The organism is Cryptosporangium aurantiacum, from assembly GCF_900143005.1.
GTDB lineage: Bacteria > Actinomycetota > Actinomycetes > Mycobacteriales > Cryptosporangiaceae > Cryptosporangium > Cryptosporangium aurantiacum.
The window spans coordinates 448,279-475,075 of sequence record NZ_FRCS01000005.1; the positions used below are offsets into that span (position 1 = coordinate 448,279).

General features: G+C 70.5%; 25 protein-coding genes and 1 pseudogene. 11 read left to right on the forward strand and 15 right to left on the reverse strand.

Going from position 1 to position 26,797, the window contains the following annotated elements; genetic code table 11:
- Positions 1 to 4 precede the first annotated feature (4 nt).
- The 4 genes from BUB75_RS19705 to guaB form a co-directional block, all read right to left on the reverse strand.
- On the reverse strand, positions 5 to 1,825 hold the full coding sequence (locus BUB75_RS19705; RefSeq protein ID WP_073258994.1) for a GMC family oxidoreductase N-terminal domain-containing protein: 1,821 nt from the start codon (positions 1,823 to 1,825) through the stop codon (positions 5 to 7).
- 94 nt (positions 1,826 to 1,919) lie between these two features.
- A complete protein-coding gene (locus tag BUB75_RS19710) occupies positions 1,920 to 2,534 on the reverse strand; it encodes a GNAT family N-acetyltransferase (RefSeq protein ID WP_073258995.1) in 615 nt (204 codons plus the stop codon).
- Entirely contained in the window at positions 2,521 to 3,645 is a 1,125-nt protein-coding gene (locus BUB75_RS19715) for a GuaB3 family IMP dehydrogenase-related protein (RefSeq protein ID WP_143175307.1), read from the reverse strand. Before BUB75_RS19715 ends, BUB75_RS19710 begins: the two co-directional genes overlap by 14 nt.
- A gap of 51 nt (positions 3,646 to 3,696) precedes the next feature.
- Positions 3,697 to 5,247 (reverse strand): IMP dehydrogenase, encoded by a 1,551-nt coding sequence (guaB, locus tag BUB75_RS19720; RefSeq protein WP_084741499.1) that lies wholly within the window; start codon positions 5,245 to 5,247, stop codon positions 3,697 to 3,699.
- Positions 5,248 to 5,411: 164 nt separating this feature from the next.
- On the opposite strand from guaB, the gene BUB75_RS19725 reads away from it, so the two are divergent.
- Both BUB75_RS19725 and BUB75_RS19730 read left to right on the forward strand, forming a co-directional pair.
- Positions 5,412 to 6,899 (forward strand): alpha/beta fold hydrolase, encoded by a 1,488-nt coding sequence (locus tag BUB75_RS19725; RefSeq protein ID WP_178379921.1) that lies wholly within the window; start codon positions 5,412 to 5,414, stop codon positions 6,897 to 6,899.
- A gap of 69 nt (positions 6,900 to 6,968) precedes the next feature.
- Complete coding sequence (locus BUB75_RS19730) at positions 6,969 to 7,367, forward strand: DUF5319 family protein (RefSeq protein ID WP_073258998.1); 399 nt, start codon at positions 6,969 to 6,971, stop codon at positions 7,365 to 7,367.
- A gap of 36 nt (positions 7,368 to 7,403) precedes the next feature.
- Here BUB75_RS19730 and BUB75_RS19735 read toward each other — a convergent pair whose 3' ends face one another.
- The 3 genes from BUB75_RS19735 to BUB75_RS46335 all read right to left on the reverse strand — a co-directional run bounded on the left by BUB75_RS19735 (position 7,404) and on the right by BUB75_RS46335 (position 10,898).
- Positions 7,404 to 8,588, reverse strand: coding sequence for a hypothetical protein (locus BUB75_RS19735; protein ID WP_143175308.1), 1,185 nt, complete (start codon positions 8,586 to 8,588; stop codon positions 7,404 to 7,406).
- Positions 8,585 to 9,169, reverse strand: coding sequence for an RNA polymerase sigma factor ShbA (gene shbA / locus BUB75_RS19740; protein WP_073259208.1), 585 nt, complete (start codon positions 9,167 to 9,169; stop codon positions 8,585 to 8,587). Before shbA ends, BUB75_RS19735 begins: the two co-directional genes overlap by 4 nt.
- A 574-nt stretch (positions 9,170 to 9,743) precedes the next feature.
- Entirely contained in the window at positions 9,744 to 10,898 is a 1,155-nt protein-coding gene (locus tag BUB75_RS46335) for a hypothetical protein (RefSeq protein ID WP_178379922.1), read from the reverse strand.
- Between the two features lie 154 nt (positions 10,899 to 11,052).
- Between BUB75_RS46335 and BUB75_RS19750 the strand changes: the two genes are divergently transcribed.
- On the forward strand, positions 11,053 to 11,388 hold the full coding sequence (locus BUB75_RS19750) for a WhiB family transcriptional regulator (protein ID WP_073259001.1): 336 nt from the start codon (positions 11,053 to 11,055) through the stop codon (positions 11,386 to 11,388).
- A gap of 230 nt (positions 11,389 to 11,618) precedes the next feature.
- Here BUB75_RS19750 and groL read toward each other — a convergent pair whose 3' ends face one another.
- Together groL and groES are read right to left on the reverse strand one after the other, a co-directional pair.
- Complete coding sequence (gene groL, locus BUB75_RS19755; protein WP_073259002.1) at positions 11,619 to 13,265, reverse strand: chaperonin GroEL; 1,647 nt, start codon at positions 13,263 to 13,265, stop codon at positions 11,619 to 11,621.
- 102 nt (positions 13,266 to 13,367) lie between these two features.
- Complete coding sequence (gene groES, locus BUB75_RS19760) at positions 13,368 to 13,676, reverse strand: co-chaperone GroES (RefSeq protein ID WP_073259209.1); 309 nt, start codon at positions 13,674 to 13,676, stop codon at positions 13,368 to 13,370.
- 468 nt (positions 13,677 to 14,144) lie between these two features.
- On the opposite strand from groES, the gene BUB75_RS19765 reads away from it, so the two are divergent.
- Complete coding sequence (locus tag BUB75_RS19765) at positions 14,145 to 14,348, forward strand: DUF1918 domain-containing protein (protein WP_073259003.1); 204 nt, start codon at positions 14,145 to 14,147, stop codon at positions 14,346 to 14,348.
- 39 nt (positions 14,349 to 14,387) lie between these two features.
- Positions 14,388 to 15,275: a DUF72 domain-containing protein gene (locus tag BUB75_RS19770; RefSeq protein ID WP_073259004.1), complete on the forward strand. Its 888-nt coding sequence runs from the start codon at positions 14,388 to 14,390 to the stop codon at positions 15,273 to 15,275.
- 10 nt (positions 15,276 to 15,285) lie between these two features.
- Here the strand turns inward: BUB75_RS19770 and BUB75_RS19775 are convergent, their stop codons facing one another.
- Both BUB75_RS19775 and BUB75_RS46340 read right to left on the reverse strand, forming a co-directional pair.
- Positions 15,286 to 16,056, reverse strand: coding sequence for a DUF1828 domain-containing protein (locus BUB75_RS19775; RefSeq protein WP_073259005.1), 771 nt, complete (start codon positions 16,054 to 16,056; stop codon positions 15,286 to 15,288).
- Positions 16,053 to 16,463: a DUF6978 family protein gene (locus BUB75_RS46340; RefSeq protein ID WP_178379897.1), complete on the reverse strand. Its 411-nt coding sequence runs from the start codon at positions 16,461 to 16,463 to the stop codon at positions 16,053 to 16,055. Before BUB75_RS46340 ends, BUB75_RS19775 begins: the two co-directional genes overlap by 4 nt.
- 118 nt (positions 16,464 to 16,581) lie before the next feature.
- On the opposite strand from BUB75_RS46340, the gene BUB75_RS19785 reads away from it, so the two are divergent.
- The 4 genes from BUB75_RS19785 (at position 16,582) to BUB75_RS19800 (ending at position 20,786) form a co-directional block, all read left to right on the forward strand.
- Positions 16,582 to 17,025 (forward strand): helix-turn-helix domain-containing protein, encoded by a 444-nt coding sequence (locus BUB75_RS19785; protein ID WP_073259211.1) that lies wholly within the window; start codon positions 16,582 to 16,584, stop codon positions 17,023 to 17,025.
- 5 nt (positions 17,026 to 17,030) lie between these two features.
- Positions 17,031 to 17,438, forward strand: a complete 408-nt coding sequence (locus tag BUB75_RS19790; protein WP_073259006.1) for a VOC family protein — start codon at positions 17,031 to 17,033, stop codon at positions 17,436 to 17,438.
- A complete protein-coding gene (locus BUB75_RS19795) occupies positions 17,439 to 19,790 on the forward strand; it encodes an ATP-binding cassette domain-containing protein (protein ID WP_073259007.1) in 2,352 nt (783 codons plus the stop codon).
- A gap of 87 nt (positions 19,791 to 19,877) precedes the next feature.
- The gene (locus BUB75_RS19800; RefSeq protein WP_143175309.1) at positions 19,878 to 20,786 is read left to right on the forward strand and encodes a hypothetical protein; all 909 of its coding nucleotides are present in this window, start codon (positions 19,878 to 19,880) and stop codon (positions 20,784 to 20,786) included.
- A 4-nt stretch (positions 20,787 to 20,790) separates the two neighbouring features.
- Here the strand turns inward: BUB75_RS19800 and BUB75_RS19805 are convergent, their stop codons facing one another.
- Positions 20,791 to 24,027, reverse strand: coding sequence for a tetratricopeptide repeat protein (locus BUB75_RS19805; RefSeq protein ID WP_073259009.1), 3,237 nt, complete (start codon positions 24,025 to 24,027; stop codon positions 20,791 to 20,793).
- Positions 24,028 to 24,225: 198 nt separating this feature from the next.
- Here BUB75_RS19805 and BUB75_RS19810 point away from each other — a divergent pair, with 198 nt between their 5' ends.
- Positions 24,226 to 24,975 carry a DUF72 domain-containing protein gene (locus BUB75_RS19810; RefSeq protein WP_073259010.1) on the forward strand — a complete coding sequence of 250 codons (750 nt, stop codon included), beginning with the start codon at positions 24,226 to 24,228 and terminating at the stop codon, positions 24,973 to 24,975.
- 12 nt (positions 24,976 to 24,987) lie between these two features.
- Complete coding sequence (locus BUB75_RS19815) at positions 24,988 to 26,187, forward strand: class I SAM-dependent methyltransferase (RefSeq protein ID WP_073259011.1); 1,200 nt, start codon at positions 24,988 to 24,990, stop codon at positions 26,185 to 26,187.
- Between the two features lie 13 nt (positions 26,188 to 26,200).
- Here the strand turns inward: BUB75_RS19815 and BUB75_RS46345 are convergent, their stop codons facing one another.
- From BUB75_RS46345 to BUB75_RS19825, 3 genes and pseudogenes are all read right to left on the reverse strand, one after another.
- Positions 26,201 to 26,341 (reverse strand): hypothetical protein, encoded by a 141-nt coding sequence (locus tag BUB75_RS46345; protein ID WP_178379923.1) that lies wholly within the window; start codon positions 26,339 to 26,341, stop codon positions 26,201 to 26,203.
- Positions 26,342 to 26,361: 20 nt separating this feature from the next.
- A pseudogene (locus BUB75_RS19820) lies at positions 26,362 to 26,568 on the reverse strand (nucleoside hydrolase); the annotation flags it as partial.
- Positions 26,541 to 26,795: an antibiotic biosynthesis monooxygenase family protein gene (locus BUB75_RS19825; protein ID WP_073259012.1), complete on the reverse strand. Its 255-nt coding sequence runs from the start codon at positions 26,793 to 26,795 to the stop codon at positions 26,541 to 26,543. The pseudogene BUB75_RS19820 and the gene BUB75_RS19825, both read right to left, overlap by 28 nt.
- Positions 26,796 to 26,797 lie beyond the last annotated feature (2 nt).

Genomic DNA, 26,797 nt, shown 5'->3' on the forward strand with positions numbered 1-26,797 from the left:
ACGCCTAGCGGTCGACCGTGGCCGGAGGGACCTCTTCGGCCGTGACCTGGGCGGCGTCGGCGGGGGTCGGCTGGGAGCTCGCCGCACTCGGGGCGACGTCGACCGGACGTGTGGTGAGCGCCTCGACCGGGATCAGCGGGAGCCGCAGCGCACCTTCGGCGGCGTCTGGGACCGCGGGGCGGACAGGCGGTACCGGGGCGAGCGGGCGGTACGGCTCGGACTGGGGCGGGCGGGTGTCGGCCTCACCCTTGTTCGGCCACAGCGCCATCGCCCGCTCCGCCTGGGCGGTGATCGACAGCGACGGGTTCACTCCGAGGTTGGCCGAGAGCGCTGCCCCGTCCACCACGTGCAGGCCCGGGTATCCGTAGACGCGGTGGTACGCGTCGACGACGCCGGTCTCGGGTGAGTCGCCGATCGCGCAGCCGCCGATGAAGTGTGCGGTCATCGGGACGTCGAACGCTTCGACGAGCGTCCCGCCCGCCATGCCGCCGATGTGGGCGGCGGTTCGCCGGGTCGCTTCGTGGCCCGCCGGGATGTACGTGGGGTTCGGTGCGCCGTGGCCCTGGCGGGTCGTCATCTTCCGCCTGCCGAACATCGTCTTCTTGGTGAACGTCGTCAGGGAGTTGTCGACCGACTGCATGACCAGCAGGATGATCGTCCGCTCCGACCAGTGGCGTAACCAGAGCAGGTGGCGGGCCTTGTGGAGGTTGCGGCCCATCTCCTTGAGCCACCCCGGCCACCGACGACGCCCCGGCGCGGCCGGCGGCGGCAGCACGGTGGTCAGCATCCCCATGAAGTTGCTGCCGCGCCCGTAGCGCACCGGCTCGATGTGGGTGTCGGCGTCCGGGTGGAACGACGACGTGATCGCGACGCCGTCGGCGAAGTTATCGTCCTCGACGACCTTCAGCCGGTTCGCGCCGAGCAGCGCTTCGGAGTTCGTCCGGGCGAGCAGTCCGAGCCGCGACGACAGTCCGGGCAGGTGGCCCGAGTCGCGGCACGCGTGCAGCAACCGCTGGGTCCCCAGGGCGCTCGCCGCCACGACCACCTGGCCTGCGGTGAACGTCCGCACCCGCCGTCCCCACCCGGTGCGGACCGTGTCGACCGCGTACCCGCCGCCCTCGAGCGGGCGGATCGCGGTCGCCGTCGTGCGGTCGAAGATCTGCGCGCCGTTGCTCTCGGCGAGGTACAGGTAGTTCTTCACCAGCGTGTTCTTGGCGTTGACCCGGCACCCGGTCATGCAGGCACCGCAGTTCGTGCACCCCGACCGACGCGGGCCGGCACCACCGAAGTACGGGTCGTCCACCTCCGCGCCGGGCTCGCCGAAGAACACCCCGACGGGCGTCGGGTGGTAGGAGTCGCCGACCCCCATCTCGGCGGCGACCTTCTGCATCACCTGGTCGGCCGGGGTCGTGTGCGGGTAGGTGCGCACGCCGAGCATCCGCTTGGCCTGGTCGTAGTACGGCGCCAGCTCGGTCTTCCAGTCGGTGATGTGGCGCCACTGCGGGTCGTCGTAGAACGCCTGCGGCGGCTCGTAGAGCGTGTTCGCGTAGACCAGCGACCCACCGCCGACGCCCGCACCGGCGAGCACCAGGACGTCCTTGAGCAGCGTGATCCGCTGGATGCCGTAACAACCCAGCTTCGGCGCCCACAGGTACTTCCGGACGTCCCAGGACGTCTTCGGCAGCTGGTCGTCGGTGAACCGACGACCGGCCTCCAGCACCGCGACCCGATAGCCCTTCTCGGTCAGCCGCAGCGCGCTGACGCTGCCCCCGAATCCGGACCCGATGACGACGACGTCGAAGTGTTCAGCGGCTTCGTTGCCCACGACTGCCCCGCCCTACTGCCGAGTAACGTGACAGCGCTCACCGTGACACTGACCAATGGCAGTGTCAACCGACTCTGCTCAATTAACTGCGGCGTCAATCCGCGGCGGTCGAGCGTCCGAGATAGGTCGTCGTCGGGTCGGGCACGTCCAGCTGGACGAAACCCAGACGGTCGTAGAAGGCCCTCGCCGCGTAGTTCGTGGGCACCATGCCCAGATGCACCGCCGGGACGCCCCGAGCGGCCAGCGTGCCCAGGAACCGGTTCATCAGCACCCGGCCGAGCCCACGCCCCTGGTAGTCCGGCAGCAGGTCGATGTGCAGGTGCGCGGGGTAGACCTCCAGCTCCGGCCAGAGCAGCCGCTCCGGGTCGTGCAACAGCCGGACGAGGTGATCGGTACGGCTCGTGCCGTCGGTGAGCGGCCAGCGGTCGGCCACCGACGGCAGCCACTCCCCCCGGTACCGCTTGACGAACGCGACGGTGTCGGCGGTGCCGACGATGTACCCGACCGCACGCTCCCCGTCGTCGACCACGTACGCGAGCTCGGGTTCGAACGCGACGTACGGGTCGGCGAACGCCGTCGGGAAGATCGACGGATCCGGGTAGAGGGGACGCGCGTCGCCACCCTCGTGCCCGGTGCGGACGCAGATGTCGCGAACAGCGTCCAGATCGGCGTCGTCGTAGGGACGGACTACCGGATCAGCGGGTGACAACCAGGTCCACCTTCTGGAAGGCCTTGACGTCGGAGTAGCCGGTCTTGGCCATCGATCGGCGCAGGCCGCCGAACAGGTTCAGCCAGCCGTTCGGGTCGTCGGCCGGGCCGTCGACCACCGTCTCCAGGCTGCCCAGCGGCCAGTCCGAGGTCGCCGGGACGTAGCTGCCGCGCGGCAGCTTCGGGTGCGACGCCATCGGGTGCCACCAGGCACCACCGGCGGGCGCCTCGGCGGCCACCGAGAGCGGCTGACCCAGCATCACCGCGTCGGCGCCGCAGGCGATCGCGCGGGCGATGTCGCCGGACGTCTGCAGCTCACCGTCGGCGATGACGTGCACGTAGCGGCCACCGGTCTCGTCGAGGTAGTCGCGGCGGGCCGCGGCGGCATCGGAGATCGCGGTCGCCATCGGGACCCGGATGCCGAGCACCTCGTCCTCGGTGGCCCACTTGTCGGCGCCGGTACCCACGATGACGCCGGCCGCGCCGGTGCGCATCAGGTGCAGCGCGGTCTGGTAGTTCGCGCAGCCACCGACGATCACCGGAACGTCGAGGTCGGCGATGAACTGCTTGAGGTTCAGCGTCGGGCCGGACGTCGTCACGTGCTCGGCGGAGACCACCGCGCCCTGGATCACCAGCAGGTCGACGCCTGCCGCGATGGCCTCCAGCGCCAGCTCCAGCGTGTGCTGGGGCGAGATGCGGACCGCGGTGGTGACGCCACCCTCGCGCATGATCCGGATCCGGTCGCTGATCAGCTCGGGCTTGATCGGCTCGGCGTACGCCTCCTGCAGCCGACGGGTGCGGCGCGAGTCGTCGGAGAGCGAGGCCAGCTCCTCGAGCAACTTCGTCGGGTCGTCGTACCGCGTCCAGAGGCCCTCGGCGTTCAGGATGCCGAGGCCGCCGAGCCGACCGACCTCGATCGCGGTCTGCGGGCTCATCGTCGCGTCCGACGGCGTGGCCACCAGCGGCAGATCGAAGCGGAACGCGTCGATCTGCCAGGCCAGGGACGTGTCGTTGACGTCACGGGTGCGCCGCGAGGGCACGATCGCGACCTCGTCCAAGTGGTAGGCGCGGCGGGCGCTCTTGCCCATCCCGATCTCCACCGACATGTTCAATTCCAGGCCCCTTAACTAGTCGGTGCCGCGCCGTCAAAGCTCCAAGCTTATTTAGCTCTTTCGGGAGGCGTAGTTCGGGGCCTCCACCGTCATCTGGATGTCGTGCGGGTGGCTCTCCTTCAGCCCAGCCGCGGTGATCCGGACGAACCGGCCACGCTGCTGCAGGTCGGCGACCGTCCGCGCACCCACGTAGAACATCGACTGACGCAGCCCGCCGACCAGCTGGTGGGCGACCGCGGAGAGCGGCCCGCGGTAGGGCACCTGGCCCTCGATGCCTTCCGGAACGAGCTTGTCGTCGGAGACGACGTCGTCCTGGAAGTACCGGTCCTTGGAGTACGACTGCTGCTGCCTGCCGCGGCTCTGCATCGCGCCGAGCGAGCCCATCCCGCGATAGGTCTTGAACTGCTTGCCGTTGATGAACTGCAGCTCGCCGGGGCTCTCCTCGACGCCGGCCAGCAGCGAGCCGAGCATCACCGTGTCGGCGCCGGCCACCAGCGCCTTGGCGATGTCGCCGGAGTACTGCAGGCCGCCGTCGCCGATCACCGGCACGCCCGCGGCCCTGGCGGCACGAGCCGCCTCGAAGATCGCGGTGACCTGCGGGACACCGACACCGGCCACGACCCGAGTCGTACAGATCGAGCCCGGGCCCACGCCGACCTTGATCGCGTCGGCACCGGCGTCGATCAGCGCCTGCGCGCCGTCCTTGGTCGCCACGTTGCCGCCGATGACCTGGGCCGCCGTGTCCGCCTTGACCCGGCGGATCATGTCGCCGACCGCTCGGTTGTGCCCGTGTGCGGTGTCGACGACGATGATGTCGCAGCCGGCGTCGACCAGCGAACGGGCGCGCTTGTAGGCGTCCTCCCCGACGCCGACCGCCGCGGCCACCACCAGCCGGCCGTCCGCGTCCTTGGTGGACAGCGGGTACTGGTCCTTCTTGACGAAGTCCTTGTGGGTGATCAGGCCGCAGAGCCGGTTCTCGAGGTCGACCAGCGGCAGCTTCTCCACCTTGTTGGCGCGCAGCAGCCGCAGCGCCTCATCCGGGTCGACTCCGACCGGGGCGGTGATCAGCGGCATCGGCGTCATCACCTCGCGGACGCGCCGCGCCGGGTCGGTCTCGAACCGCATGTCACGGTTGGTGACGATGCCGACCAGCACACCGTCCGCGTCGACGACCGGCAGACCGGAGATGCGGTACCGGCCGCAGGCCCGGTCGACGTCGGCCAGCGTGTCGTCCGGGGAGCAGGTCATCGGGTTGGAGACCATGCCGGACTCGGACCGCTTGACCATGTCGACCTGCTGCGTCTGGTCGTCGATCGAGACGTTGCGGTGCAGAACGCCGACGCCGCCCTGGCGTGCCATCGCGATCGCCATCCGCGCCTCGGTGACCGTGTCCATCGCGCTGGAGAGCAGCGGGATCCGCACGCTGATCTCACGGGTGAGCCTGGTGCTGGTGTCGACCTCGCTGGGCATCATGTCCGACTCGCCCGGTAGCAACAGCACATCGTCGAACGTGAGCGCGGTCGGGGCGAACAACTCCGCCAGCGAGTCGGGAGCGGCAAACGTTTCCGGGATCGGGTTCAGCGAGGTGACCTCAGGCAGCATGCCTCATCGTAGCCGTCACGACGCGTGAGCCGGGTCGCGCCGTCCGTCGCCCGGTGTGACTGCTGGGACCTGCGAAAACTCCCGAGACGAGCTGAATCGGTGCGGTGGATGCGATCTCCTACTCGCCAGTACACAGCGCTCGGTGAGTGGTAGATCTCACCCCCGTGACCCCTCAACGGTTGATCGTCGCTTTCCTCACCCTCGTGCTGGCCCTCGGCTCCGCAGGCACCGCGGTGGCCGCTCCCGCTCCGGCCGTGCGCACGGTGCAGGTCACGTCGTTCGACGGCACGCCGATCGTCACCCACTTCTTCCCCGCCGCCGGCCTGACGGCCGGGAAGAAGGCCCCGACGGTCCTGGTGGGCCCGGGCTGGGGTCAGCCCGGCGAGAGCAATCCGGACGCTCCGGCGGTGGCCGGGTTACGGCAGCACGGCTACAACGTCGTGACCTGGGATCCACGCGGCTTCGGACGCTCTGGCGGCGCCGCGTCGGTGGACCTGTATCGCTACGAGGGACGGGACATGCAGCGGCTGCTGTCCTGGCTCGCCGGGCAGCCCGAGGCGCAGCTGGACCGCCGCGGCGACCCCCGGGTCGGCATGGCGGGCGGTAGCTACGGCGGCGGCATCCAGTTCGTCACCGCGGCGCTCGATCGCCGCGTGGACGCGATCGTCCCGGAGATCGCCTGGAACTCGCTGGTCAACAGCCTCTACCCGAACCGGACGCCGAAGACCGGCTGGGGCAACCTGCTCTGCCGGTTCGGTTCCGCGGGCACCAACCGGGTGGTCGAGCAGGTGCAGACGACGTGCGGCCTGGCCGCGACCGGAGGGCTTCCGGACGCCGCCCTGGAAGCCTGGTGGCGCGACCACGGACCGGCGGGACGGCTGATCAGCCAGGTCCGGGTGCCGACGATGATCCTCCAGGGCACGGTCGACACGCTGTTCCCGCTCAGCGAGGGCATCGCGAACTACCAGGCCCTGCGGAAGCGCGGGACGCCGGTGAAGATGGTCTGGTTCTGCGGCGGGCACGGCGTCTGCAACACGCCTCCCGGTCAGGGCGGCCACGTGGACGCGCTGACCGTGGCCTGGTTCGACCGCTGGCTGAAGCGGTCCCGCTCGGTCAGCACCGGCCCGGGCTTCGAGTACGTGGACGACGCCGGGGTCTGGCGGGGTGCGCGCGCCTATCCGCTCGCCGGTACCCGCCGGACGAGCACGACCGGCTCCGGGACGCTCGCGTTCAGCCCGGCCGACACCTCGGGCACCGACATCGCCGCCCAGCCGGCCACCAACGCGGTGCGGATCGCCGGCCCGAAGGCACCGGGTCGCCAGGTGGTGGGTGCGCCGACGTTGACGCTCACCTACCGCGGCACCGGCGACGCACCCCGGACGTCGCTCTTCGCCCAGGTCGTCGACGTCAGCCGTAACGTCGTCGCCGGGAACTTCGCGACCGCGGTGCCGGTGGTGCTGGACGGCAAGCAGCACACGGTGTCGGTGCCGCTCGGTGCGGTGGCCTGGAGCAGCGGAACGCTCGAACTCCAGATCACCGGGGCGTCCCGGCTGTACTACCCGCAGCGGGCCACCGGCTCGGTGACGATTCGCGCCACGGTACGGTACCCGGTAACGGCGCCAGCACACGCTGTTAGTTTCAGCGGCAGCTGATTCGAAACCCCTCCCAGCGTCGTGTCAAGGGGGAAGGCGCAGCGAAGCACGTCGGGCTACGGTGGGAGCGTGCAGGACGAACCGCTAGACCCGTTCGCGGGTGACCCGACCGACCCGACGTCAGCTCTCGAAGACGACGGGCCGGGCCGCGGTGTGCAGCCGCTCACCGCGGAGGAACGACAGGACGTCCTCGACGACCTGGCCGACCTGGACGTCTACGAGGCGCTGCTGACCGCGCGTGACATCCGCGGGCTGGTCGTCGACTGCGAGGACTGCCGGGTCCCGCACTACTTCGCCTGGGACCTGCTCCGGGCCAACCTGCGCCACCTGCTCGTCGCCGGCCGCACCCGCGTGCACGAGCCGGCCTTCGACCCCGACCCCAGTGAGTACGTCACCTGGGAGTACGCCCGCGGGTACGCCGACGGCATGCAGGACGCCGTCGAGGACGCGGACGAGCCGGGCGCCTGACTTTCCCGCGCGGCCGTGAACGCCGCGGGTTAACGCCTACTCCGCGGTCGATCCGGCGTCGGCGCCGGTGACCTGATCGCCGGACTGCCCGTCGGACGATCCGCCGTTCGAGATCGTCTCGGTCGGCTGCGGGTCCGGCGTGTTGCCGGGCTCGGACGGCGTGGGCCCGGGCTCGGTCGGACCTTGCGTCGGCGCCTCGGTCGTCGGGGCAGGATCGGTCGGCCGCGGCGCCGTCGACGGGGTGGACCCTGGCGACGGGGTGGTCGACGTCGAGCCGGGGCCGCGCCGCGGATCGCCGTTGCGCTCCCAGCGGGAACGCGGGGACGGCCCGGTAGTGGCCCCACCACTCGTCGACGGGTCGGCGCCGGCCCGGCGCGGATCGCCGTACGGCGACCGGAACTCCGGCAGCGTGGCGGTGATCTGCAGTTCCTGCGCCAGCTCGTCGGCCTCGTCCGAACCCTCGCGGACCTGCGTGTCGAGCTTCTCCTGAGCCTCTTCGAGGTAGCGACGGGCAGCGACGGGGTCGCCGCGCCGAATCGCTTCACGCGCTTTCTCCAGCGAGGCGTGCCCCTCTTCGCTGGCCACGATCGAACGAGCACGCTCCGCGTAGATCACCCGGCTGATCGGCCAGAGCCGGTCACCGGGGTGCGCGGTCGCGGCCGCAGCCACGCTGCCCGCGGAACCGGCCGCCACGATGGCGGCGGTCGCGGCCACCGCCACGACGACCCGGTCGAGCCTTCGGCGGCGGGACCGCCGATCGGCCGGCTCGGACGGCGGCGGCGCCTCGTCGAACGACGGGGGGAGCTGCGGGGTCGGCTCGGTCGGGTACTCCCCGGCCGGACGCGCGTACCCGGCTGCGACGAACGCCGAGCGCACGGACTCGTCGATCCGGTCGGGGTCGGTGAAGACCGGGAGCGGCGTCGTGTCGTCCCGGAAGAGCGAGAGCACCTCGGTGTCGTCCTGCGGCGTCGACTCGGTGTCAACCGTGGCCAGCAGCATCGGCGCCGGCGACAACAAGCCGTCGTCCAGGTCCTCGCGCCACCCGGTGAGCAGCCGCGCCGCCACGTCGTCCCGGTAGCTGGCAGGCAGCTCACCGCGGCCGAGGGCGTCGAGAAGGGCGTCGTCGTGCAGGATTGCGTCCACACCGGCCTCGGATTCGGGGTCGGCAAACCCCTCGTGGTCGGGTACGTCGTGCGTCGATGGCCCGCGGGATTCGCTCACGCCGTCTCCCGGACCGGGTCGAGGGTGCGGCGCAGGCGGTTGAGCGCACGGTGCTGGGTCACCCGCACGGATCCGGCGCTCATCCCGAGTGCCCGGCCGGTCTCCTCCGCGCTCAGCCCCACCGCGATGCGGAGCAGCAGCACGTCCCGATGCGCGGCCGGCAGCGTGTCGAGCAGGTCACGCATGCGGCGCGACGCGTCGGCGTCGATCGCATGCCCTTCCGGGCCGCCGCCGGGCGCGGGGGTCTCGGGGATTGTCTGCACTGGAACGCCGAGCTCCCGGGCGGCGACCCGGTGCGCGTCGGTGACCTTGTTCGCCGCGATGCGGAACAGGAACGCCGTGAAAGGGCGTCCCTGGTCGCGATAGCGAGGCAGTGCGTGCAACACCGCGAGACACACCTCCTGCGCTACGTCGTCCGCCGTCGTATAGGTACCGCCGCCCGCTCGGCCCAGACGCGCCCGGCAGTAGCGCACCACCATCGGCTGCACTTGCCGGAGCAGCTCGGCGGTGGCCTCCGCGTCGGACTGTGCCGCCCGGGACGCCAGCACGTCCAATTCGCGCTCGACCCGCTCCCCGGTCATCGCCGCCCTGTCGGAGGACTGCACCCGCATCCGCTGCCGCGCTCACACCCGCTGATCGTCCACGCGCAAGGCTGACGTCTGAGCCTGGCCACGGTTCCTGACCGTAGCCTGCCAGTCGTACCCGCGGGCGGCACCTGTCCGCACGGCCGAAACCCATCCCCCGGACGGACGAGGTCGGCTGGCCCGGATTGGGTCGTCAATCCGCAGGTCAGAGGGGGACAGCTCAAATTCTCAACTACTCCGTAAGGATGGGGACACTCCACTCACCACGGGATCGCGGAGCGTGACTGCGGGTTGGGCAGACACACTGAGTAATCTCGACTTGACACTTCGGACAGTCCGGAAATCACCCTGCTCGGTATTTCACCCAAAATTGCCGAAGGCGCCAATCCGCCATCCGGCCGAGGATCGCAGGGTTGCAGCCCGCGATCTGTGGGGTTATCGCTGGCCGCAGGCGCATGAGGACCGCAAAAACCCCCTCAGGTGGCGTGGGATCGGTCCGGCCCCGGGATGAAACGCGGATCAGTCCTGCCAGAGCTGGACCGATCCGCTTCCGACGCTCGCCGCGTCGGGATCATCGGAGGAGAGCGGCGAAGTCCGGACGGGCGAGCCAGGCTTCGCGCTCGTCGGGGCTCAAGCCGTCGCCGACCGCTCGAACGGCCGCCGCCGCCGCGGCACGGTGCTCGGCCGCGGCGGCCCTGTCGCCGATGCCGTCGGCGACTTCGGCGCGCAGCGACTCCGCCACCCAGAGCAGCGGCAGTGCACCGACCGCGGACGCACGCGCCGCCGCCAGCGCCAACGTCACCCCGGCAGGCCCGCCGCCGTCCGAGGCGCCGCGAGCGGAGGCGCGCTCGGAAGCAACGCCGTCGGGGGCACCGCGCTCGGGGGCACCGCGCTCGGGGGCACCGCGCTCGGGGGCACCGCGGGGTGGGGTGGCTCGGTCGCGGACGTACTGGGACGCGCCGAGGAAGAGCGTGCACTTCGCGACGTGGCGGGGCGCGTTCGCGGCGATCGCTTCGGCCAGCGACTCTTCGGCGATGACCACCGCGGCAGCGGCATCGCCCGTCAGCAGCGCGATCTCGGTACGCACCCACCCGCGCCGCACTCGGTGGCGCCAGCCCACCTGCGCCGGGTGGGAGGCCAGCAGCGCGTCGACGCCGGCGAGTCGCTCGGCGGCCTGGTCGGCCCGGCCCAGGCCGACGGCGTCAGCGGCCAGCCCCAGCTCTGCGTCAAACCGCGCGTCGAACGCCGCCCCCTCCGCCGTAGCGGCCGGGGCCGTGGCGGCGGCCGGGGCCGTGGGGACAGCCGGGGTCGTGGGGGCAGCCGGGGCCGTGGCGGTGGCCGGGGCCGTGGCGGCGGCCGGGGTTCTGAGGGCGGGCAGGAGGGCTGCGGCCTGGTGGTCGCAGTGGAGGGCCTCGGTGTGGCGGCCCAGTTGGCGCTGGTGGCTGGCGAGCGTCGACCAGGCCAGGGACGCGTAGGCGAGGCCATCTTCCCCCGGGGGCGTGGTGCGATTGGCAACCGCTGCCGACCCGGACTCGGCCAGCGGACGCAGTGCCGCCGCCGCGAGCGCGTACCGGCCCTGCGCCCCGAGCACGGCGCCGAGCATCCAGGCCGTCCCGGGCTCCGTGCTCTGCCGGGGCAACATCGCCAGCGCCGCCGCGGGTGACTCGTGGAAGAACACCCGCGCGGCCTCGCCGCACAAACCCAAATCGACGCAGCCCCGTGCCACGGACGGTCCTTTCGACGCAGGATCGATGCAAAAGATGAGCCTGGAGCGTTTCCCGCCGCTCACCAGGGGCATTAGCTGAATCGTCCCGCGTTCCCGGCGGAGCGGTTCGCGGCCCCCGACTCGTCGACCAGCGCACTTGCATCTGGAGGACCCCATGGCTGACGTCCGTCGCCTACCCGGACCCACCACCGAACTGTGGGACTGGCAGCTCGAGGGCTCGTGCCGCGGGCTGGACAGCGCGCTCTTCTTCCACCCCGACAACGAGCGCGGTCCGTCGCGGGCGCGGCGGGAGTCGGCGGCGAAGGCGATCTGCGCGTCTTGCCCGGTGGTCGAGCCGTGCCGGGAGCACGCGCTGGCGGTGCGGGAACCGTACGGGGTCTGGGGCGGGCTGAGCGAGGCGGAGCGCACGCAACTGCTCGGCACCGGACGCGGCGACGCCCTGCAGCCGCCGCTGGAGGACGCCACCCCGGAGATGGCGCGCGCCGTCTGAGCGCCGAGCAGATTATTGGCCACTCAGCGACCGGTCCCGCGCCGGTGATACGTCGAAATGTGGCCAGGTTCCTCGGAGCACCAGGCACGGGCACCCCAGGCGTGGGCACTCGGCGGGCGGCCGGCGCGGTAACCCGGCATAAACCCCTCGCCTGCGGTGGTTCGCCGAGCGGCGTAGACAAAGGCCGGTAGGGCAGAAGCCCCACCGGCCTTTAGACGTACGACGACGGATCAGAAGCCCGGGCCGTGGCTGTGCGAGTGGCCGTGGCCACCGTGGCTGTGCGAGTGACCCGCGCCCTCCTCCTCGGCCGGCTTCTCGACGACCAGGCTCTCGGTCGTGAGCAGCAGACCCGCGATCGACGCGGCGTTGGCGAGCGCGTTGCGCGTCACCTTCACCGGGTCGACGACGCCCTGGGCGACCAGGTCGCCGTACTCGCCGGTGGCCGCGTTGAGGCCGGAGCCGACGGGCAGCTCGGCGACCTTCGAGACCACGACGCCGCCCTCAAGGCCGGCGTTCTCGGCGATGTTGCGCAGCGGGTAGGAGAGCGACGCCCGGACGATCTTGACGCCGGTCGCCTCGTCACCGGTGAGGCCGAGGTCACCGTCGAGCGACGGCGCGGCGTGCACGAGAGCGGTGCCGCCACCGGCGACGATGCCCTCTTCCACGGCCGCCTTGGTCGCCGAGATGGCGTCCTCGATGCGGTGCTTCTTCTCCTTGAGCTCGACCTCGGTGGCCGCGCCCACGCGGATCACGCTGATGCCGCCGGAGAGCTTCGCGAGGCGCTCCTGGAGCTTCTCGCGGTCCCAGTCGGAGTCGCTGGCCTCGATCTCGTTCTTGATCTGGGCGATGCGACCGGCCAGGTCCTCCGCGGAGCCGCCACCGTCGACGATCGTGGTGGTGTCCTTGGTGACCGTGATCCGACGGGCGGTGCCCAGCGAGTCCAGGCCGACCTGGTCGAGCTTGAGGCCGACCTCGGGGGCGATGACCTGCGCGCCGGTGAGCGTCGCGATGTCGCCGAGCATGGCCTTGCGGCGGTCGCCGAAGCCGGGCGCCTTGACCGCGACGACCGTGAAGGTCTTACGGATCGAGTTGACGACCAGGGTCGACAGCGCCTCGCCGTCGACGTCCTCGGCGATGATCAGCAGCGGCTTCTTCGACTCGACGACCTTCTCCAGCAGCGGGAGCAGGTCGGCGATCGACGAGATCTTCTCGGTGGTGACGAGGATGCGGGCATCCTCGAGAACCGCCTCGAGGCTCTCGGCGTCGGTCGCGAAGTACGGCGAGATGTAGCCCTTGTCGAGCTGCAGACCCTCGGTGACCTCGAGCTCGGTCTCCATCGCCGAGGACTCCTCGACGGTGATGACGCCGTCGGTGCCCACGACGTCCATCGCCTCGGCGATCAGGTTGCCGATCGTGGCGTCCTGGGCCGAGATCGTCGCGACGTGCGCGATCGACTGCTTGGACTCGACCGGGATGGCCTTCTCCAGCAGCGCCTTGTCGACGGCCTCGACCGCGGCCTGGATGCCCCGGCGGACCGCGATCGGGTTCGCGCCGGCAGCGACGTTGCGCAGGCCCTCGCGGACCAGCGCCTGCGCCAGCACGGTCGCGGTGGTGGTGCCGTCACCAGCGACGTCGTTCGTCTTGGTGGCGACCTCCTTGGCGAGCTGGGCGCCAAGGTTCTCGTACGGGTCGGTCAGCTCGACCTCACGGGCGATCGTGACGCCGTCGTTCGTGATCGTCGGGCTGCCGAACTTCTTGTCGAGGACCACGTTGCGGCCCTTGGGGCCGAGCGTGATCTTGACGACGTCAGCGAGCGCGTCGACACCGCGCTCGAGGCCCTTCCGGGCGTCATCGGAAAAGCTAAGAATCTTCGCCATCTGAGCGCATTCCCTATCTAAGTGGTAGAGACACGTACGCCCCGGTGGCGTGCGGCCGAGAGCTCGGCCGCCGCCACCGGGGCGTACGCATCAAGACAAGGCTTACTTCTCGACGACGGCGAGAACGTCGCGGGCCGAGAGCAGCAGGTACTCCTCGCCGGCGTACTTGACCTCGGTGCCGCCGTACTTCGAGTAGATGACGGTGTCGCCGACCTTCACGTCGACCGGCACCCGAGTGCCCTTGTCGTCCACCCGGCCGGGGCCGACCGCGAGGACGGTGCCCTCCTGGGGCTTCTCCTTGGCGGTGTCCGGGATGACGATGCCGGAAGCAGTCGTCGTCTCGGCCTCGTTCGCCTGGACCAGGATGCGGTCCTCGAGCGGCTTGATGGTGACCTTGGTAGCGGTCGTCACGTCGTTGTCCTCCCCCTTCGTGGGGTGCAAACCGTTGCAATCCACCGGTGCTTCACGGAGCGGCTCGCCGTCGCGGGGAACAAGACGCCCTCGTGCACGAATTGGCACACTCGATGGTCGAGTGCTAAAGCGAACCCTAGCAGTTGTTGGCACTCCGTCAAGCCGAGTGCCAGCCCCATCGGGCTGCTCCTACACCGATGGTTTCAGCTGCTCGTGAGCGCGGCATGAGTAGGGAGGTCACTCACGTCTTTCGCGATCTTTCTCGTAGACAGCCTCGCTGAGGAGCGTATAGTTGCCCGGAGCGATCGGGTGATTACTTTGAGTGCAACTATTAACAGATCGCTCTGTGACGCGGACCTCAAGAGTTCACGAACAGTTGACATCGCTACTCTTCCCCACTGCGGGGCGCAGGAGAAGAGTGGGACGTGGCCGAGCGTCCGGCAAGGGCCCCAGCGGAGGTGCGAAACGATGCAGGCTGCCATCGGTGACCGGGTCCACGTCCACGGCCACACGGTCGGGGTGCCGGACCTCTGGGGCGAGGTCCTGGAGGTGCGCGGGTCGGAAGGCCAGCCGCCCTACCTCGTCGCCTTCAACGACGGTCACCAGGGCCTGATCTTTCCCGGCCCGGACGCCGTGATCGAACACACCGGCCGGGAGTTCGCTCGCCGCTGAGCCGGTTTCCCGCCCCCGCTCACCGGGCATCGGGCCGACATGGGACGCATCCGGGTCGGAACGGCTTCGTGGACGGATCGCACGCTCATCGCGTCCGGTTGGTATCCCGACGGCGTGGAATCCGCTCAGGAGCGCCTCGCGTACTACGCCGGGCGGTTCGACATCGTCGAGGTCGACTCGACCTACTACTCGCCGCCCGCGGAGAACACCGCGGCGCTCTGGGCTGAGCGCACACCGGACGACTTCACGTTCAACATCAAGGCGTTCGCGCTGCTGACCCAGCACCCCACCCGCCCCGGTTCGCTCTACAAGGACCTGCGCGACAAGCTCGGTGAGGCCGGCGAGAAGAAAAACGTCTACCTCCACGACCTGGACGCCGCAGTGGTGGACGAGGTCTGGGAGCGGTTCCTGTCCGCGCTGGAGCCGTTGCGCGCGGCGGGCAAGCTCGGGGCGCTGCTGTTCCAGTTCCCGCAGTGGTTCCCGATCGGGCGGCGCAACCGGGAGTACATCCTCCAGGTCAAGGAGCGCTGCGGGCAGGACCGGATCTGCGTCGAGTTCCGGAACAAGACCTGGCTGTCCGAGGAGAACCAGGAATCGACGCTGTCGTTCCTCACCGACTACCAGGTGCCGTACGTGGTGGTCGACATGCCGCAGGGGCATGCGAGCTCGGTGCCTCCGATCGTGACGGCGACCAGCGACCTGGCGGTCGTGCGGTTCCACGGGCACAGCGACAAGTGGACGAGCAAGGACATCCACGAGAAGTTCGGGTACCTCTACTCGCCGGAGGAGATGGCGGAGTGGGCACCGAAGATTCGGGAGCTGCCCGCCAAGGAGACCCACGTCCTGATGAACAACTGCTACTCGGACTACGCGCAGACGAACGCGCAGCAGCTCGTGGACCTGTTGGACCTGGCGAACAAACCCTGACGGCGCTCAGTCACGCCGCCAGCGCTTCAGCGATCTCCTCGCGGCGCGACCACGGCTCGGCGCTCACGTCGTAGGCATGGAATGCGCTGATCATATCCGGGGATATCTCCTGGCGCGCATCATTCAGCAAGACATGATAGTTGATCGCCATACCCCGGGCAGCCCGCGTGTCAGTCGCCAAAAAAATGAGATTCTCTACCCTGTCCCGACGTGGATGATTGACCACTTGCAATACGCGCTCGGGCGCCGATCGAGATTTGGGAATGACGAAGTCGACCAGATGATCCAGCCCACTGCGACCGGAGAACTTAACCTGCGCGGTATACCGGATATCGTGGGCATCGAGGAACTTCGCCACCGTGTCCGTGAAGACCGGCTCGGACCGCGGCTGCGCCAAGACGAACATGTCGTCCAGGCCCAGCATTGCCTGCAGGAGACTGTGCGCCTTCTGGCCCAATTCGTGGGCCGAAGCTTCGACCTGCAGTTCATCGCCGACCAAGCGGACCCCGTGCCCAGCGAGCAACCTCGCGAAGAGCTCCTCCCGACGCCGACCTCGGCTCTCCACACCGGATGACTTCAGCTCAGCGAGTATGTAGCCGTCGTCCGTGAGTAGGTAGAGGTCGCTGGTCAGCTTCTCGGAGTAGATCTGAAGATGATCGTTGTGGCGATCCAGGAACGGCGTCGTCAACTCCGCCGTTGTCGAATTCAAGGCCTCTGCCGTCACCGTGCGTTGAATCCAGGAGAGGTAAGAATTAACCAGAAGAGTTGCATCGGCGTTCATACAACCCCTCCCTGGATGTCCGGCGTCGGCAAGTTTATTCGCTTACAGAAATCTTCGAGGGCCGCCCGATGGGTGGGGAATGGAGCTAGCCCTTCCGCCCACTTGGCTTCGTATCCCTCTCGAAACAAGTGCAGGTGTGGCGCACCGATATGCTCGCCGTCGGGATTGGTGTGCGGAATCGACGTGCAGAGGCGAGCAAGGACGATGCCACGGCGGTAGCGGAGCTGGAACCGCGCTTTGCGGGAGCTCCGTCGCGATCGCCAGACGTCCAACAAGAAGAACTCAGCCCCGTCCTCGCTCTCGATGGCAAGGTCATCATCCACCCCGGCGCTGAGATCTACGAGGGCGTCACGGCTGTAGATTTTGGGCATCCGCAGAAGATCGCGCGCCTGCCATTGCTCGAGCAACCGTCCTCCCGACGTCGCCGACGGCGTCGACCCTAGCGGCTGCTGGCAACGCGCTCGCGCTATCCACCGGCTCTCCCCTGGCGAACAAACCCTGACGGCGCACCCTTGGCATGGCACGATTCCGGAGGTGACCACACAGCACCTCCGCGACCTGGTCCGCCTGCGCAGGGTCCGCGACCGGATCGACCGGGAGTACGCGCAGCCGCTGGACGTCGAAGCGCTGGCCAGGGGTGCGCACATGTCGGCGGGGCATCTGAGCCGCGAGTTCAAGCGGGCGTTCGGCGAGTCGCCGTACGGTTATCTCATGACACGCCGCATCGAGCGGGCCATGGCCCTGCTGCGCCGCGGCGACCTCAGCGTCACCGACGTTTGCTTCGCGGTCGGCTGCTCGTCGCTGGGCACGTTCAGTACTCGCTTCACCGAACTGGTCGGCGTGCCGCCCAGCGTCTACCGACGTGAGGCGATCGGAAAGACGGCGGGGATCCCGGCTTGCGTCGAGAAGCAGGTGACCAGACCGATCAGGAATCGAGAAGCGTCGGCGCCCGAGCCGCACCTAGCGTGACGCCCATGGACGTCACCATTCACGCGAGCTTTCTCCCGCACGACGATCCGGACGCCATCCTGGCCTTCTACCGTGACCTCCTCGGCTTCGAAGTCCGCAACGACGTCGGCTACGAGGGGATGCGCTGGATCACGGTCGGCCCCGCCGGGCAGCCCGGCACGTCGATCGTCCTGCAGCCACCGGCGGGCGACCCCGGCATCACCGAGGACGAACGCCGCATGATCGCCGAGATGATGGCCAAGGGCACCTTCGCCGGCATCGTGCTGGCCACCAGCGACCTCGACGACATGTTCGCGCGGCTCGAGGCCGGCGACGCCGAAATCGTGCAGGAGCCGACCGACCAACCGTACGGCGTCCGCGATTGCGCGGTGCGCGACCCCGCAGGCAATCTCATCCGCATCCAGGAGCTGTGAATGACGCACGCTGCCGACAGGCACGACCTGATCCGGGTCCAGGGCGCACGCGTGAACAACCTCAAGGACGTCAGCATCGAGATCCCGAAGCGCCGCCTGACGGTTTTCACCGGGGTCTCCGGCTCGGGTAAGAGCTCGCTGGTGTTCGACACGATCGCTGCGGAGTCCCAGCGGATGATCAACGAGACGTACAGCGCGTTCGTGCAGGGGTTCATGCCCACGCTGGCTCGCCCCGAGGTCGACGTCCTCGACGGGCTGACCACCGCGATCATCGTCGACCAGCAGCGGATGGGGTCCGACCCGCGCTCCACGGTCGGCACCGCGACCGACGCCAACGCGATGCTGCGCATCCTGTTCAGCCGGCTCGGGCAACCACACATCGGCTCGCCGAAGGCCTACTCGTTCAACGTCGCGTCGATCAGCGGAGCCGGCGCGGTCAGCGTCGAGAAGGCTGGGCGCACGGTGAAGGAGCGACGCTCCTTCAACATCACCGGCGGGATGTGCCTGCGCTGCGAGGGCCGGGGCTCGGTGTCGGACATCGACCTGACCGCGCTCTACGACGACAGCAAGTCGCTGAACGAGGGCGCGCTGACGATCCCCGGCTACAGCATGGAGGGCTGGTACGGCCGGATCTTCCGCGGCTGCGGCTACTTCGACCCGGACAAGCCGATCAAGAAGTACACCAAGCGGGAGCTGAACGACCTGCTCCACAAGGAGCCGACCAAGATCAAGGTCGACGGCATCAACCTGACGTACTCCGGGTTGATCCCGACGATCCAGAAGTCGTTCCTGTCCAAGGACGTCGACGCGATGCAGCCGCACATCCGCGCGTTCGTGGAGCGGGCGGTGACGTTCGCGGTCTGTCCGGAGTGCGGTGGTACGCGGCTGACCGAGTTGGCGCGGTCGTCGAAGATCCACGGCGTCAACATCGCCGACGCCTGCGCGATGCAGATCAACGACCTGGCCGACTGGGTTCGCGGACTCGACGAGCCGTCGGTGGCGCCGCTGCTCGGCGCGCTCAGCCACACGCTCGACTCGTTCGTGGAGATCGGCCTCGGTTACCTCTCGCTCGACCGCCCGGCGGGCACGCTGTCCGGTGGTGAGTCGCAGCGCGTCAAGATGATCCGTCACCTCGGTTCCTCGCTCACCGACGTCACGTACGTCTTCGACGAGCCGACCGTCGGGCTGCACCCGCACGACATCCAGCGGATGAACGACCTGCTGCGCCAGCTGCGCGACAAGGGCAACACCGTGCTGGTCGTCGAGCACAAGCCGGAGGCGATCGAGATCGCCGACCACGTCGTCGACCTGGGGCCTGGCGCGGGTACGGCGGGTGGCACGGTCTGCTTCGAAGGCACGGTCGAGGGGTTGCGGGCCAGCGACACGCTGACCGGCCGCCATTTCGACGACCGGGCGAAGCTGAAGTCGGAGGTTCGCACGCAGTCCGGCGCGCTGGAGATCCGCGGCGCCGATACCCACAACCTGCAGGACGTCGACGTCGACGTGCCGCTCGGCGTGCTGGTGGTCGTCACCGGTGTCGCGGGCTCCGGCAAGAGCTCGCTGATCCACGGCTCGGTGTCCCGGCGGGAGGGCGTCGTGTCGGTCGACCAGGCGCCGATCCGCGGCTCGCGCCGGAGTAACCCGGCGACGTACACCGGGCTGCTCGAGCCGATCCGCAAGGCGTTCGCGAAGGCCAACGGGGTGAAGCCGGCGCTGTTCAGCGCCAACTCCGAGGGCGCCTGCCCGGTCTGCAACGGCGCCGGCGTCATCTACACCGACCTGGGAATCATGGCGGGCGTCGAGACGGTCTGCGACGAGTGCGAGGGCAAGCGCTTCCAGGCCGACGTCCTGACCTATCACCTCGGGGGCCGCGACATCAGCGAGGTGCTCGCGATGCCGGTGGCCGAGGCGGTGGAGTTCTTCGGCGACGGTGAGGCCCGGATCCCGGCCGCGCACGCGATCCTCAGCCGGCTCGCCGACGTCGGCCTCGGTTACCTCAGCCTCGGCCAGCCGCTCACCACGCTGTCCGGCGGCGAACGGCAGCGACTGAAGCTGGCCACCCACATGGCCGACAAGGGCGGCATCCTCGTCCTCGACGAGCCGACCACCGGTCTGCACCTCGCCGACGTCGAGCAGTTGCTCGCGCTGCTCGACCGGCTCGTCGATTCCGGTAAGTCGGTCATCGTGATCGAGCACCACCAGGCGGTCATGGCGCACGCGGACTGGATCATCGACCTCGGCCCCGGCGCCGGTCACGACGGTGGCCGGATCGTGTTCGAGGGCACGCCCGCCGATCTGGTCGCCGACCGGTCGACGCTCACCGGCCAGCACCTCGCGGACTACGTCGGCTGACCGAGCGAGCCCGGCTGGGTAATACCCGCAAACGACCGTTGCGTCGGGTTAGGTGAACGCATGAACCGGAGGATCAGGGTCCTCGTCATGGCCCTCGTTCTGACGCTCACCCCGTCCGGCTGCAGCCACGCGGCGGAGAACGACGGCACCGGTGCGAGCTCCACACCGCAGGCCGCCGCTCCCGCCTCGCAGGAACCCGTGCCGAAACCCCGGCCCGAACTCCCGCTCGGCGGCCGGACGATCTTTCCTCGTTACCGCGTCGTCGCGTACTACGGCAGCATCGGCGGCGGCACGCTGGGCGTACTCGGCGAGGAGCCACCGGACGCGATCGTCCCCCGCCTCCGTGCCGCCGCCGCGCCGTTCGCCACCCCGGAGCGCCCGGTACAGATCGCGTTCGAGCTGATCGTCCGCATCGCCGACCGGAAGCCCGGACCGCGGGGCATCTATAGCCACAGCATCAAGCCCGCGGTGATCCGGCAGTACATCGAGGCGGCCGAGCGGGCAAAAGCGCTGGTCATCCTCGATATCCAGCCGGGCAGGCTGAGCTTCCCGGACGCGATCCGGCCCTACCGGTGGGCGCTGGAGCACCCGAACGTCGGCATCGCGCTCGACCCGGAGTGGCGGGTGGCCTACGACGAGGTGCCGGGCAAGGTCGTCGGGCAGGTGTCGGCTGCCGAGGTCAACGAGGCCTCGGCGTACGTGGCGGACATCGTCCGGGAGAAGCAGCTGCCGGAGAAGCTGTTCCTGCTGCACCAGTTCCGGCTGCGCATGCTGCCCGACGTCGAGCGGATCCTCCCCCGGCGAGGGCTGGCGATGGTGCAGCACGTCGACGGTTTCGGTACCCGTAAGGCGAAGGACGCGACGTACGCCGCGGTGCGGCGTCCCGAGCAGTTCCACCTCGGCTACAAGCTCTTCTACGACGAGGACGTCGAGCCGTACGGCCCGTCCGAGGTACTGGCGTTCTCCCACCCCCCGGAGTACGTCAGCTACCAGTAGCGCGCTAACGGCGGCGGCGGGGTGGGACCTGTTGGCCGGAGCCCCAGCCGAGGGCCCGGACGGTGCCGGTGGTCTGGGTCAGCGCCCGCGAGTTACGCTCGTCCGACTCCAGCCGCGCCACCGCACCGTCCCGAATCTTCACCACGGCCATCACCAGCGTGTTCTCCACGGCGCGAGGCGCCGACTCCAGCACCCCGACGGCCTGCTCGGCGGCCGAGGCGGCGTCCTCCATCCGGCCCAGGGCGCCGAACGTCGTGCTCGCCGCAGCCAGCGAGCGCGCCAGATCCGCGAGGTGCGCGTCCGGGTCGGTCTCGGCGAGTTCCCGCCGGAGGTCGACGGCCTCGGCGACCGGCGACAGCGCCTCCAGCGGCCGCCCCAGCCGCACCAGCCGGTTGCCCAGGTTGTGCAGGGAGAGTGCCAGCTCCGGACCGTAGGCCGCGCCCTCGGCGTCGACCAGTCGCCGATACACCTCGACCGCCTCCTCGACCGGCGCCAGCGCCTCCTGCATCCGGCCGGCCTCGGCCAGCCGGATGCCGAGGTTGTTCAGCGACGCCGCGAGGTTCGGCAGGTAGGCGGCCGAGTTCGACGCGACGAGCCTGCGGTAGACAGCCACCGCCTCCTCCGCGGGCTGCAGCGCCTCGTCCCGCCGCCCGGCCTCGGCCAGCCGGTTACCGAGGTTGTTCAACGCGAGCGCCAGCGCGGGCAGGTGCGCCACCGAGTCGGCGGCCACCAGCCGCCGGTAGACGACAACCGCCTCCTCGGCCGGTTCGATCGACTCCTCCCACCGTTCCAGGTCCGCCAGGCTGATGCTGAGGTTGGTCAGCGAGAACGCCAGCTCGGGCTGGTAGGTGGCCCGGTCGATCACCGCCAGCCGACGGCAGACCGCCACCGCCTCCTCCACCGGCTCCAAGGCTGCTTCCCGGCGACCGGTCTCGGTGAGCCGGATCCCGAGCGTGTTCAACGCCCCGGCCAGCTCGGGCAGGTAGGCGACCGAGTCCTGGGCCGCGAGGCGGCGGTACGCCACGGCCGCCTCCTCCGCCGGTGGCAGGGCCTCCTCCGGACGACCGGCCTCCGCCAGCCCGGCGCTGAGCAGGTCCAGCGACATCGCCAGGTCGGGCAGGTACGTGGTGGGGTCCTTGACCGCCAGCCGACGCTGCACCGCGGCGGCGTCCTCGGCCGGGGCGAGCGCGTCCTCGGCCCGGCCGAGCGCGGAGAGCCGGATCCCCAGGTTGTTGAGGCACCGGGCGTACTCGCTCAACACGTCGGGCTGCGGGTCGGTGCCCGGACGCGCGGCCGCCACCAACCGCTCGGAGACCGCTGCCGCGATCGACGCCCGGCTCGGCGTGAAGCCGACCGACAGCACCAGCGAATCCAGCTGGCGCACGGTCTCCAGCGGAAGCTCACCCGCGGCCAGCAGGTCGCTGATCGCCTTCGTGTAGCGCACCGGGGCCAGCAGCGTCAGCGGCACCGCGTACCGGTCCGGCGCGGTCCGCAGCAACCACGGCAGCGAGACGTTGATCCGGTTCTTGGCGCGCTCCTGCCGCCGCGACGGGGTCGGAGCGGACAGGCAGCGGATCAGCGTGGTGGCCGCGTGCAGCGCCGCGAGCGGGTCGGCGTCCCCGCAGATGCTCGACATCACCGCCGACCACTCCGGGTCGGACAGGCTCCCCGCCAGGTCGAGCAGGTGCGCGTCGGCGAGCCGCGCCGGCCGCGGCGGTGACCAGCCCTGCTCGGCGTTGCCCCGGTACAGGCGGGCCAGCGCGATCGCGACCTCGGCCCGCCGGTCCGGGGGCACCTGCCAGGGGGCTGGCACGGTCCGCAGCGCCCGGACCGCCGCGTCCGGGCTGGCCGCGGGCAGCAGGCTGACGACGGCCATCGCCCAGTCGCGCTGACCGTCCTCGATCGCGCAGCCGGCGGCGGCGAGCACCGCGGAGACCTGGCGGCGTTCGTAGGCGAGCACACCGCCCACCGGGTCGGGTCCGCCCCCGTCCCGCCGCGTGTGCCGACGGAGTGACGGCGCGGTGGCGTCCAGAACCCGTAGCGCGGCGTCGGCGTAGAAGTCGAGCGTCGTCCCCCAGAGACCGGCAGGTGCCGGTGACGTCAGCCGGGCGAGGTCGGCAGACGGGAGCACGCCATCAGCCACCGCCCGGTTCGCGAACGCGGCGACGGCGGCTCGCCAGACGGCCGCCGACTGCTCCGGACCGAGTTGCTGCGGCAGCGGCGGTAGCCAGACCGGCGTCGGCGAGACCCAGGAGCGCAGCCGATGCGCGTCGGAGAGGTCGGTGAACCACCCGTCAGGCGACCGTGCGAGCAGCAGCACGCGGATCCACGGCGCGGCGCCGTACTCGTCGATCGTCGCGAGCAACTCGCCGACCAGCGGCCCGACCGCCTCCGCCTGGTCGACGACCAGCAGCGTCGGGATCTCCAACTCGGCGACGGCCCGGATGCCTGCGATCACCTCCGGGGCGCGCCGCAGCTGCTGCTCCCAGTACGGCTGGTCCGGCCCGGTCATCGCCAGGTCGGCCGGGGTCGTCGTGCGCCAGGTCACCGGCGGCAGCGGGAGGAAGCCCGCCACCCAGCCCCGCGCCTCCAGCGTCGCGCAGATCTGCCGCGCGGCGTGCGTCTTGCCCTGACCACCCGCGCCGCACAGCAGCCGCAGCAACGGGCCGCGGTCGGCCTGAACGGCCCAGGCGACGAGTTCGTCCACCTCCGGCCGGGGCTGGGTCGGGACGATGTTCGCCTCCGGCCGCAGCCACTCCGACGCCAGCCCGACCGGGACGACGCTCACCTCGTCGAACAGCAGCGCCCGGACCTCGCCGAGCGTCTCGGGTACCGGGGACGGTGTCCGGACGCGGTCACGCAGGTCGGTGTCGTGGTGCACCGGGACCGGGAGGTAATCGGGCTCCGGCTCGGGGTCCCGGCTCGGTCCGCTCTCGATCGCCAGCAGCCCGCCGTAGCCCGATCCGCCGTAGTCGTACGTCGTGTTGGGGTCGTACGCGGACACCGACCCGAGGCCGGCCTCGAACGGGTCGTACGCGGGCGAGCCCGGCCCGTGCCCCGGTGGTGCGCCGTAGGCGGCCTCCAGGTAGTCCGAACGCCCGCCTCGGTCGTCGCCGAACCCGTAGTCCTCCGGAGCGCCGTACCCCAGCAGCCCCCCGTACTCGTGTCCGGGCTTGTCGACGCCTTCGGACCGGACCTCGAACTCGACCCAGCCGCCCGACGCCCGCCGACGATCAGCCACCGCAGGTTCCCATGGCTCGTGCGGCTCCTTCGGCTCCCCGGCTACAGCAGCGTCGTGAGCTCCGTCGCTCGCCACCCACTCGTAGCGATCACGGGGGTGAGCGCCGCTCGGTTCAACGCGTTCACCACCCGTCTCGTGGGTCAATTCGCTCTGGATGGGAAAACCGCAGGCGGGCGCTCGACTCGAGGAGGAGACGGCATGCCGGCGTGGGTGGGAACCTCCGGATGGCAGTACCGCGACTGGCGCGAGCGGTTCTACCCGACCGATGTGCCGCAGCGGTCCTGGCTGGAGTACTACGCGACGCGGTTCCCCACCGTCGAAGTGAACAACGCGTTCTATCGCCTGCCGGAAAAGTCCACGTTCGCGGATTGGCGCGCCCGAACCCCGGACGGTTTTGTCGTCACGGTGAAGGCCAGCCGGTACCTCACTCACGTCAAGCGTCTCGCCGAGCCGGAGGAACCGGTGGCGCGGTTGATGGACCGCGCCGCCGCGCTGGGTGACCGGCTCGGGCCCGTGCTGCTGCAACTGCCACCGACGTTGCGCGCCGACGCGTCCGTTCTCGACGCCTGCCTGGCCGCGTTTCCGCCGTCCACCCGGGTCGCGGTCGAGCCCAGGCACGAGTCCTGGTGGAGCACCGAGGTCAGGGAGGTGCTGGAGAAACACGGAGCGGCGCTGTGCTGGGCCGACCGGCTCGGCCGCCCGGTCACGCCACGGTGGCGCACGACCGATTGGGGTTATCTGCGGCTGCACGAGGGCCGCGCCAACCCGCGTCCCCGGTACGGGCGGCAAGCACTGCAGACCTGGGCGGACCGCCTCACCCACACGTACACCGCCCGCGAGGACGTCTACGTCTACCTCAACAACGACCCCGGCGGCGCGGCGATCGTCGACGCCGAAGCGATCGCCCGCGCGCTCGCCCGTCGCGGAACTCCGGTGGTCGGCGTGTGAGGATGTCCTCCCGTGGAGGTATCGGACATCGAGGCGCTGCGGTCCGCGGCCGGTGAGGCCGCGCTGTCGGCCGCGTCCGCCGAGGGTGACCCGCTCGCGTTGGCCACTCGACTACGCGCTGCCGGCCACGACCCGCACCTGGTCTCGCTCGCGCTCACCCAACAGCGGCTACGCCGCTCCGCCGCGATCAAGCTCGGCTCCGACGCTTCCGCCATGTTGTTCACTATCGACGCCGTCGAGCAAGCCACCCGCAACACGGTGGCCACCCGTCGAGCGAGCCATCTTGCCGCGAGCGGCGCGACACGCGTGATCGACCTGGGCTGCGGGGCCGGGTCCGACCTGCTCGCGATGGCTCGGGCCGGTCTGGACGTGACCGGCGTCGAGCGGGACCCGGTGACCGCCGCGGTGGCGGCCGCGAACGTCGAGGCGCTCGGGCTCACCGACCACGCGCGGGTGATCTGCGCCGACGCGACCGAGATCGACCTGAACGGGTACGACGCCGCGTTCTGCGATCCGGCGCGCCGGTCCGGTGGGCGCCGGGTGTTCGATCCGGACGCGTACTCGCCGCCGTGGTCGTTCGTCCTGGCGCTCGCCGAGCGGATCCCCCGGACCGTGGTCAAGATCGCGCCGGGGATCGACCACGACCGGATCCCGGCGGGCACCGAGGCGCAGTGGGTGTCCGAACGCGGCGAGGTCGTGGAGGCCGCGCTCTGGTTCGGTCCGCTCGCCGACGTACCGCGCCGGGCGACGCTGCTGCCGGGCGCCACCGCCCGCGACCTGACCACCGCACGGGGGGCCGAGCTCACCGGCACCGGCGACCGCGAAGCACCCGTCGGGGCGATCGGCGCCTACCTCTACGACCCGGACGGCGCCGTCGTGCGCGCCCATCTCGTCGCCGAGTTGGCCGACCAGCTCGGCGGCCGGCTGCTCGATCCGGCGATCGCCTACCTGACGACCGACGAGCTGCGGGTCACGCCATTCGCCCGCGCCTACCGGATCGACACCGTGCTGCCGTTCGGCGTCAAGCGGCTCCGCGCCGAGCTGGCCCGGCGCGGCGTCGGCCGCCTGGAGATCAAGAAGCGCGGCACCGCCGTGACACCGGAGCAGCTCCGCCCGCAGCTGAAGCTGTCCGGCCCGAACGCCGCCACGCTGATCCTGACCCGCGTCGCCGGAAAGCCCCTGGCCCTCCTCTGCGAGCCGTCCGCAGACTGACCACCGCCCAGGGTCAGCTGACCGTGTCCCCGAAGAGCGCCGCGTACCGCTTCGCGTCCACGCCGAGCGCGACATCCACCACCGCCGCCGGATGGTGACGGTGCGGATCCCAGTCCCGGTCGCCCGCCGCGTTGAACTCGGCGGCCGCGGTCACGTTGCCGCCGTCCACCGCGCCGCCACCGGCAGGTCGTGCGGCGCCCCGGCGACGTCGAGGACGCGCAGGGTGTTCTGGACGACCGGCTCCAGCCCGGTATTCCCGGCGACGCAGGTCGCCCCGCGCACGTCCAGCGCCGGTGACCGCACCGCGAGCAGCAACGCGAGCGCGTCATCGACGCCGGTGTCGACGTCGAGGATTACCGGTCTACCGGGCTGAAGTCCCATGAGTGAGCCTCTCGTCGGAGCCAGTGCTTCGGCGGGTCCGCGAGCGCCACCGGCTCCGAGCGCCAGCGGGAGATCACGACCAGCCGGTTGTCGGCCGACGTGAAGACCTCGGAGCTGACGTGGCCGAGTTGACGCTCGAGCTCGGGCACGGCGACCGCGCAGGCCCAGTCGACGAGGTCCTGGTGCGCCTCGGGATGCGCCGCCATCTCCACCATCCGCACGATCACGT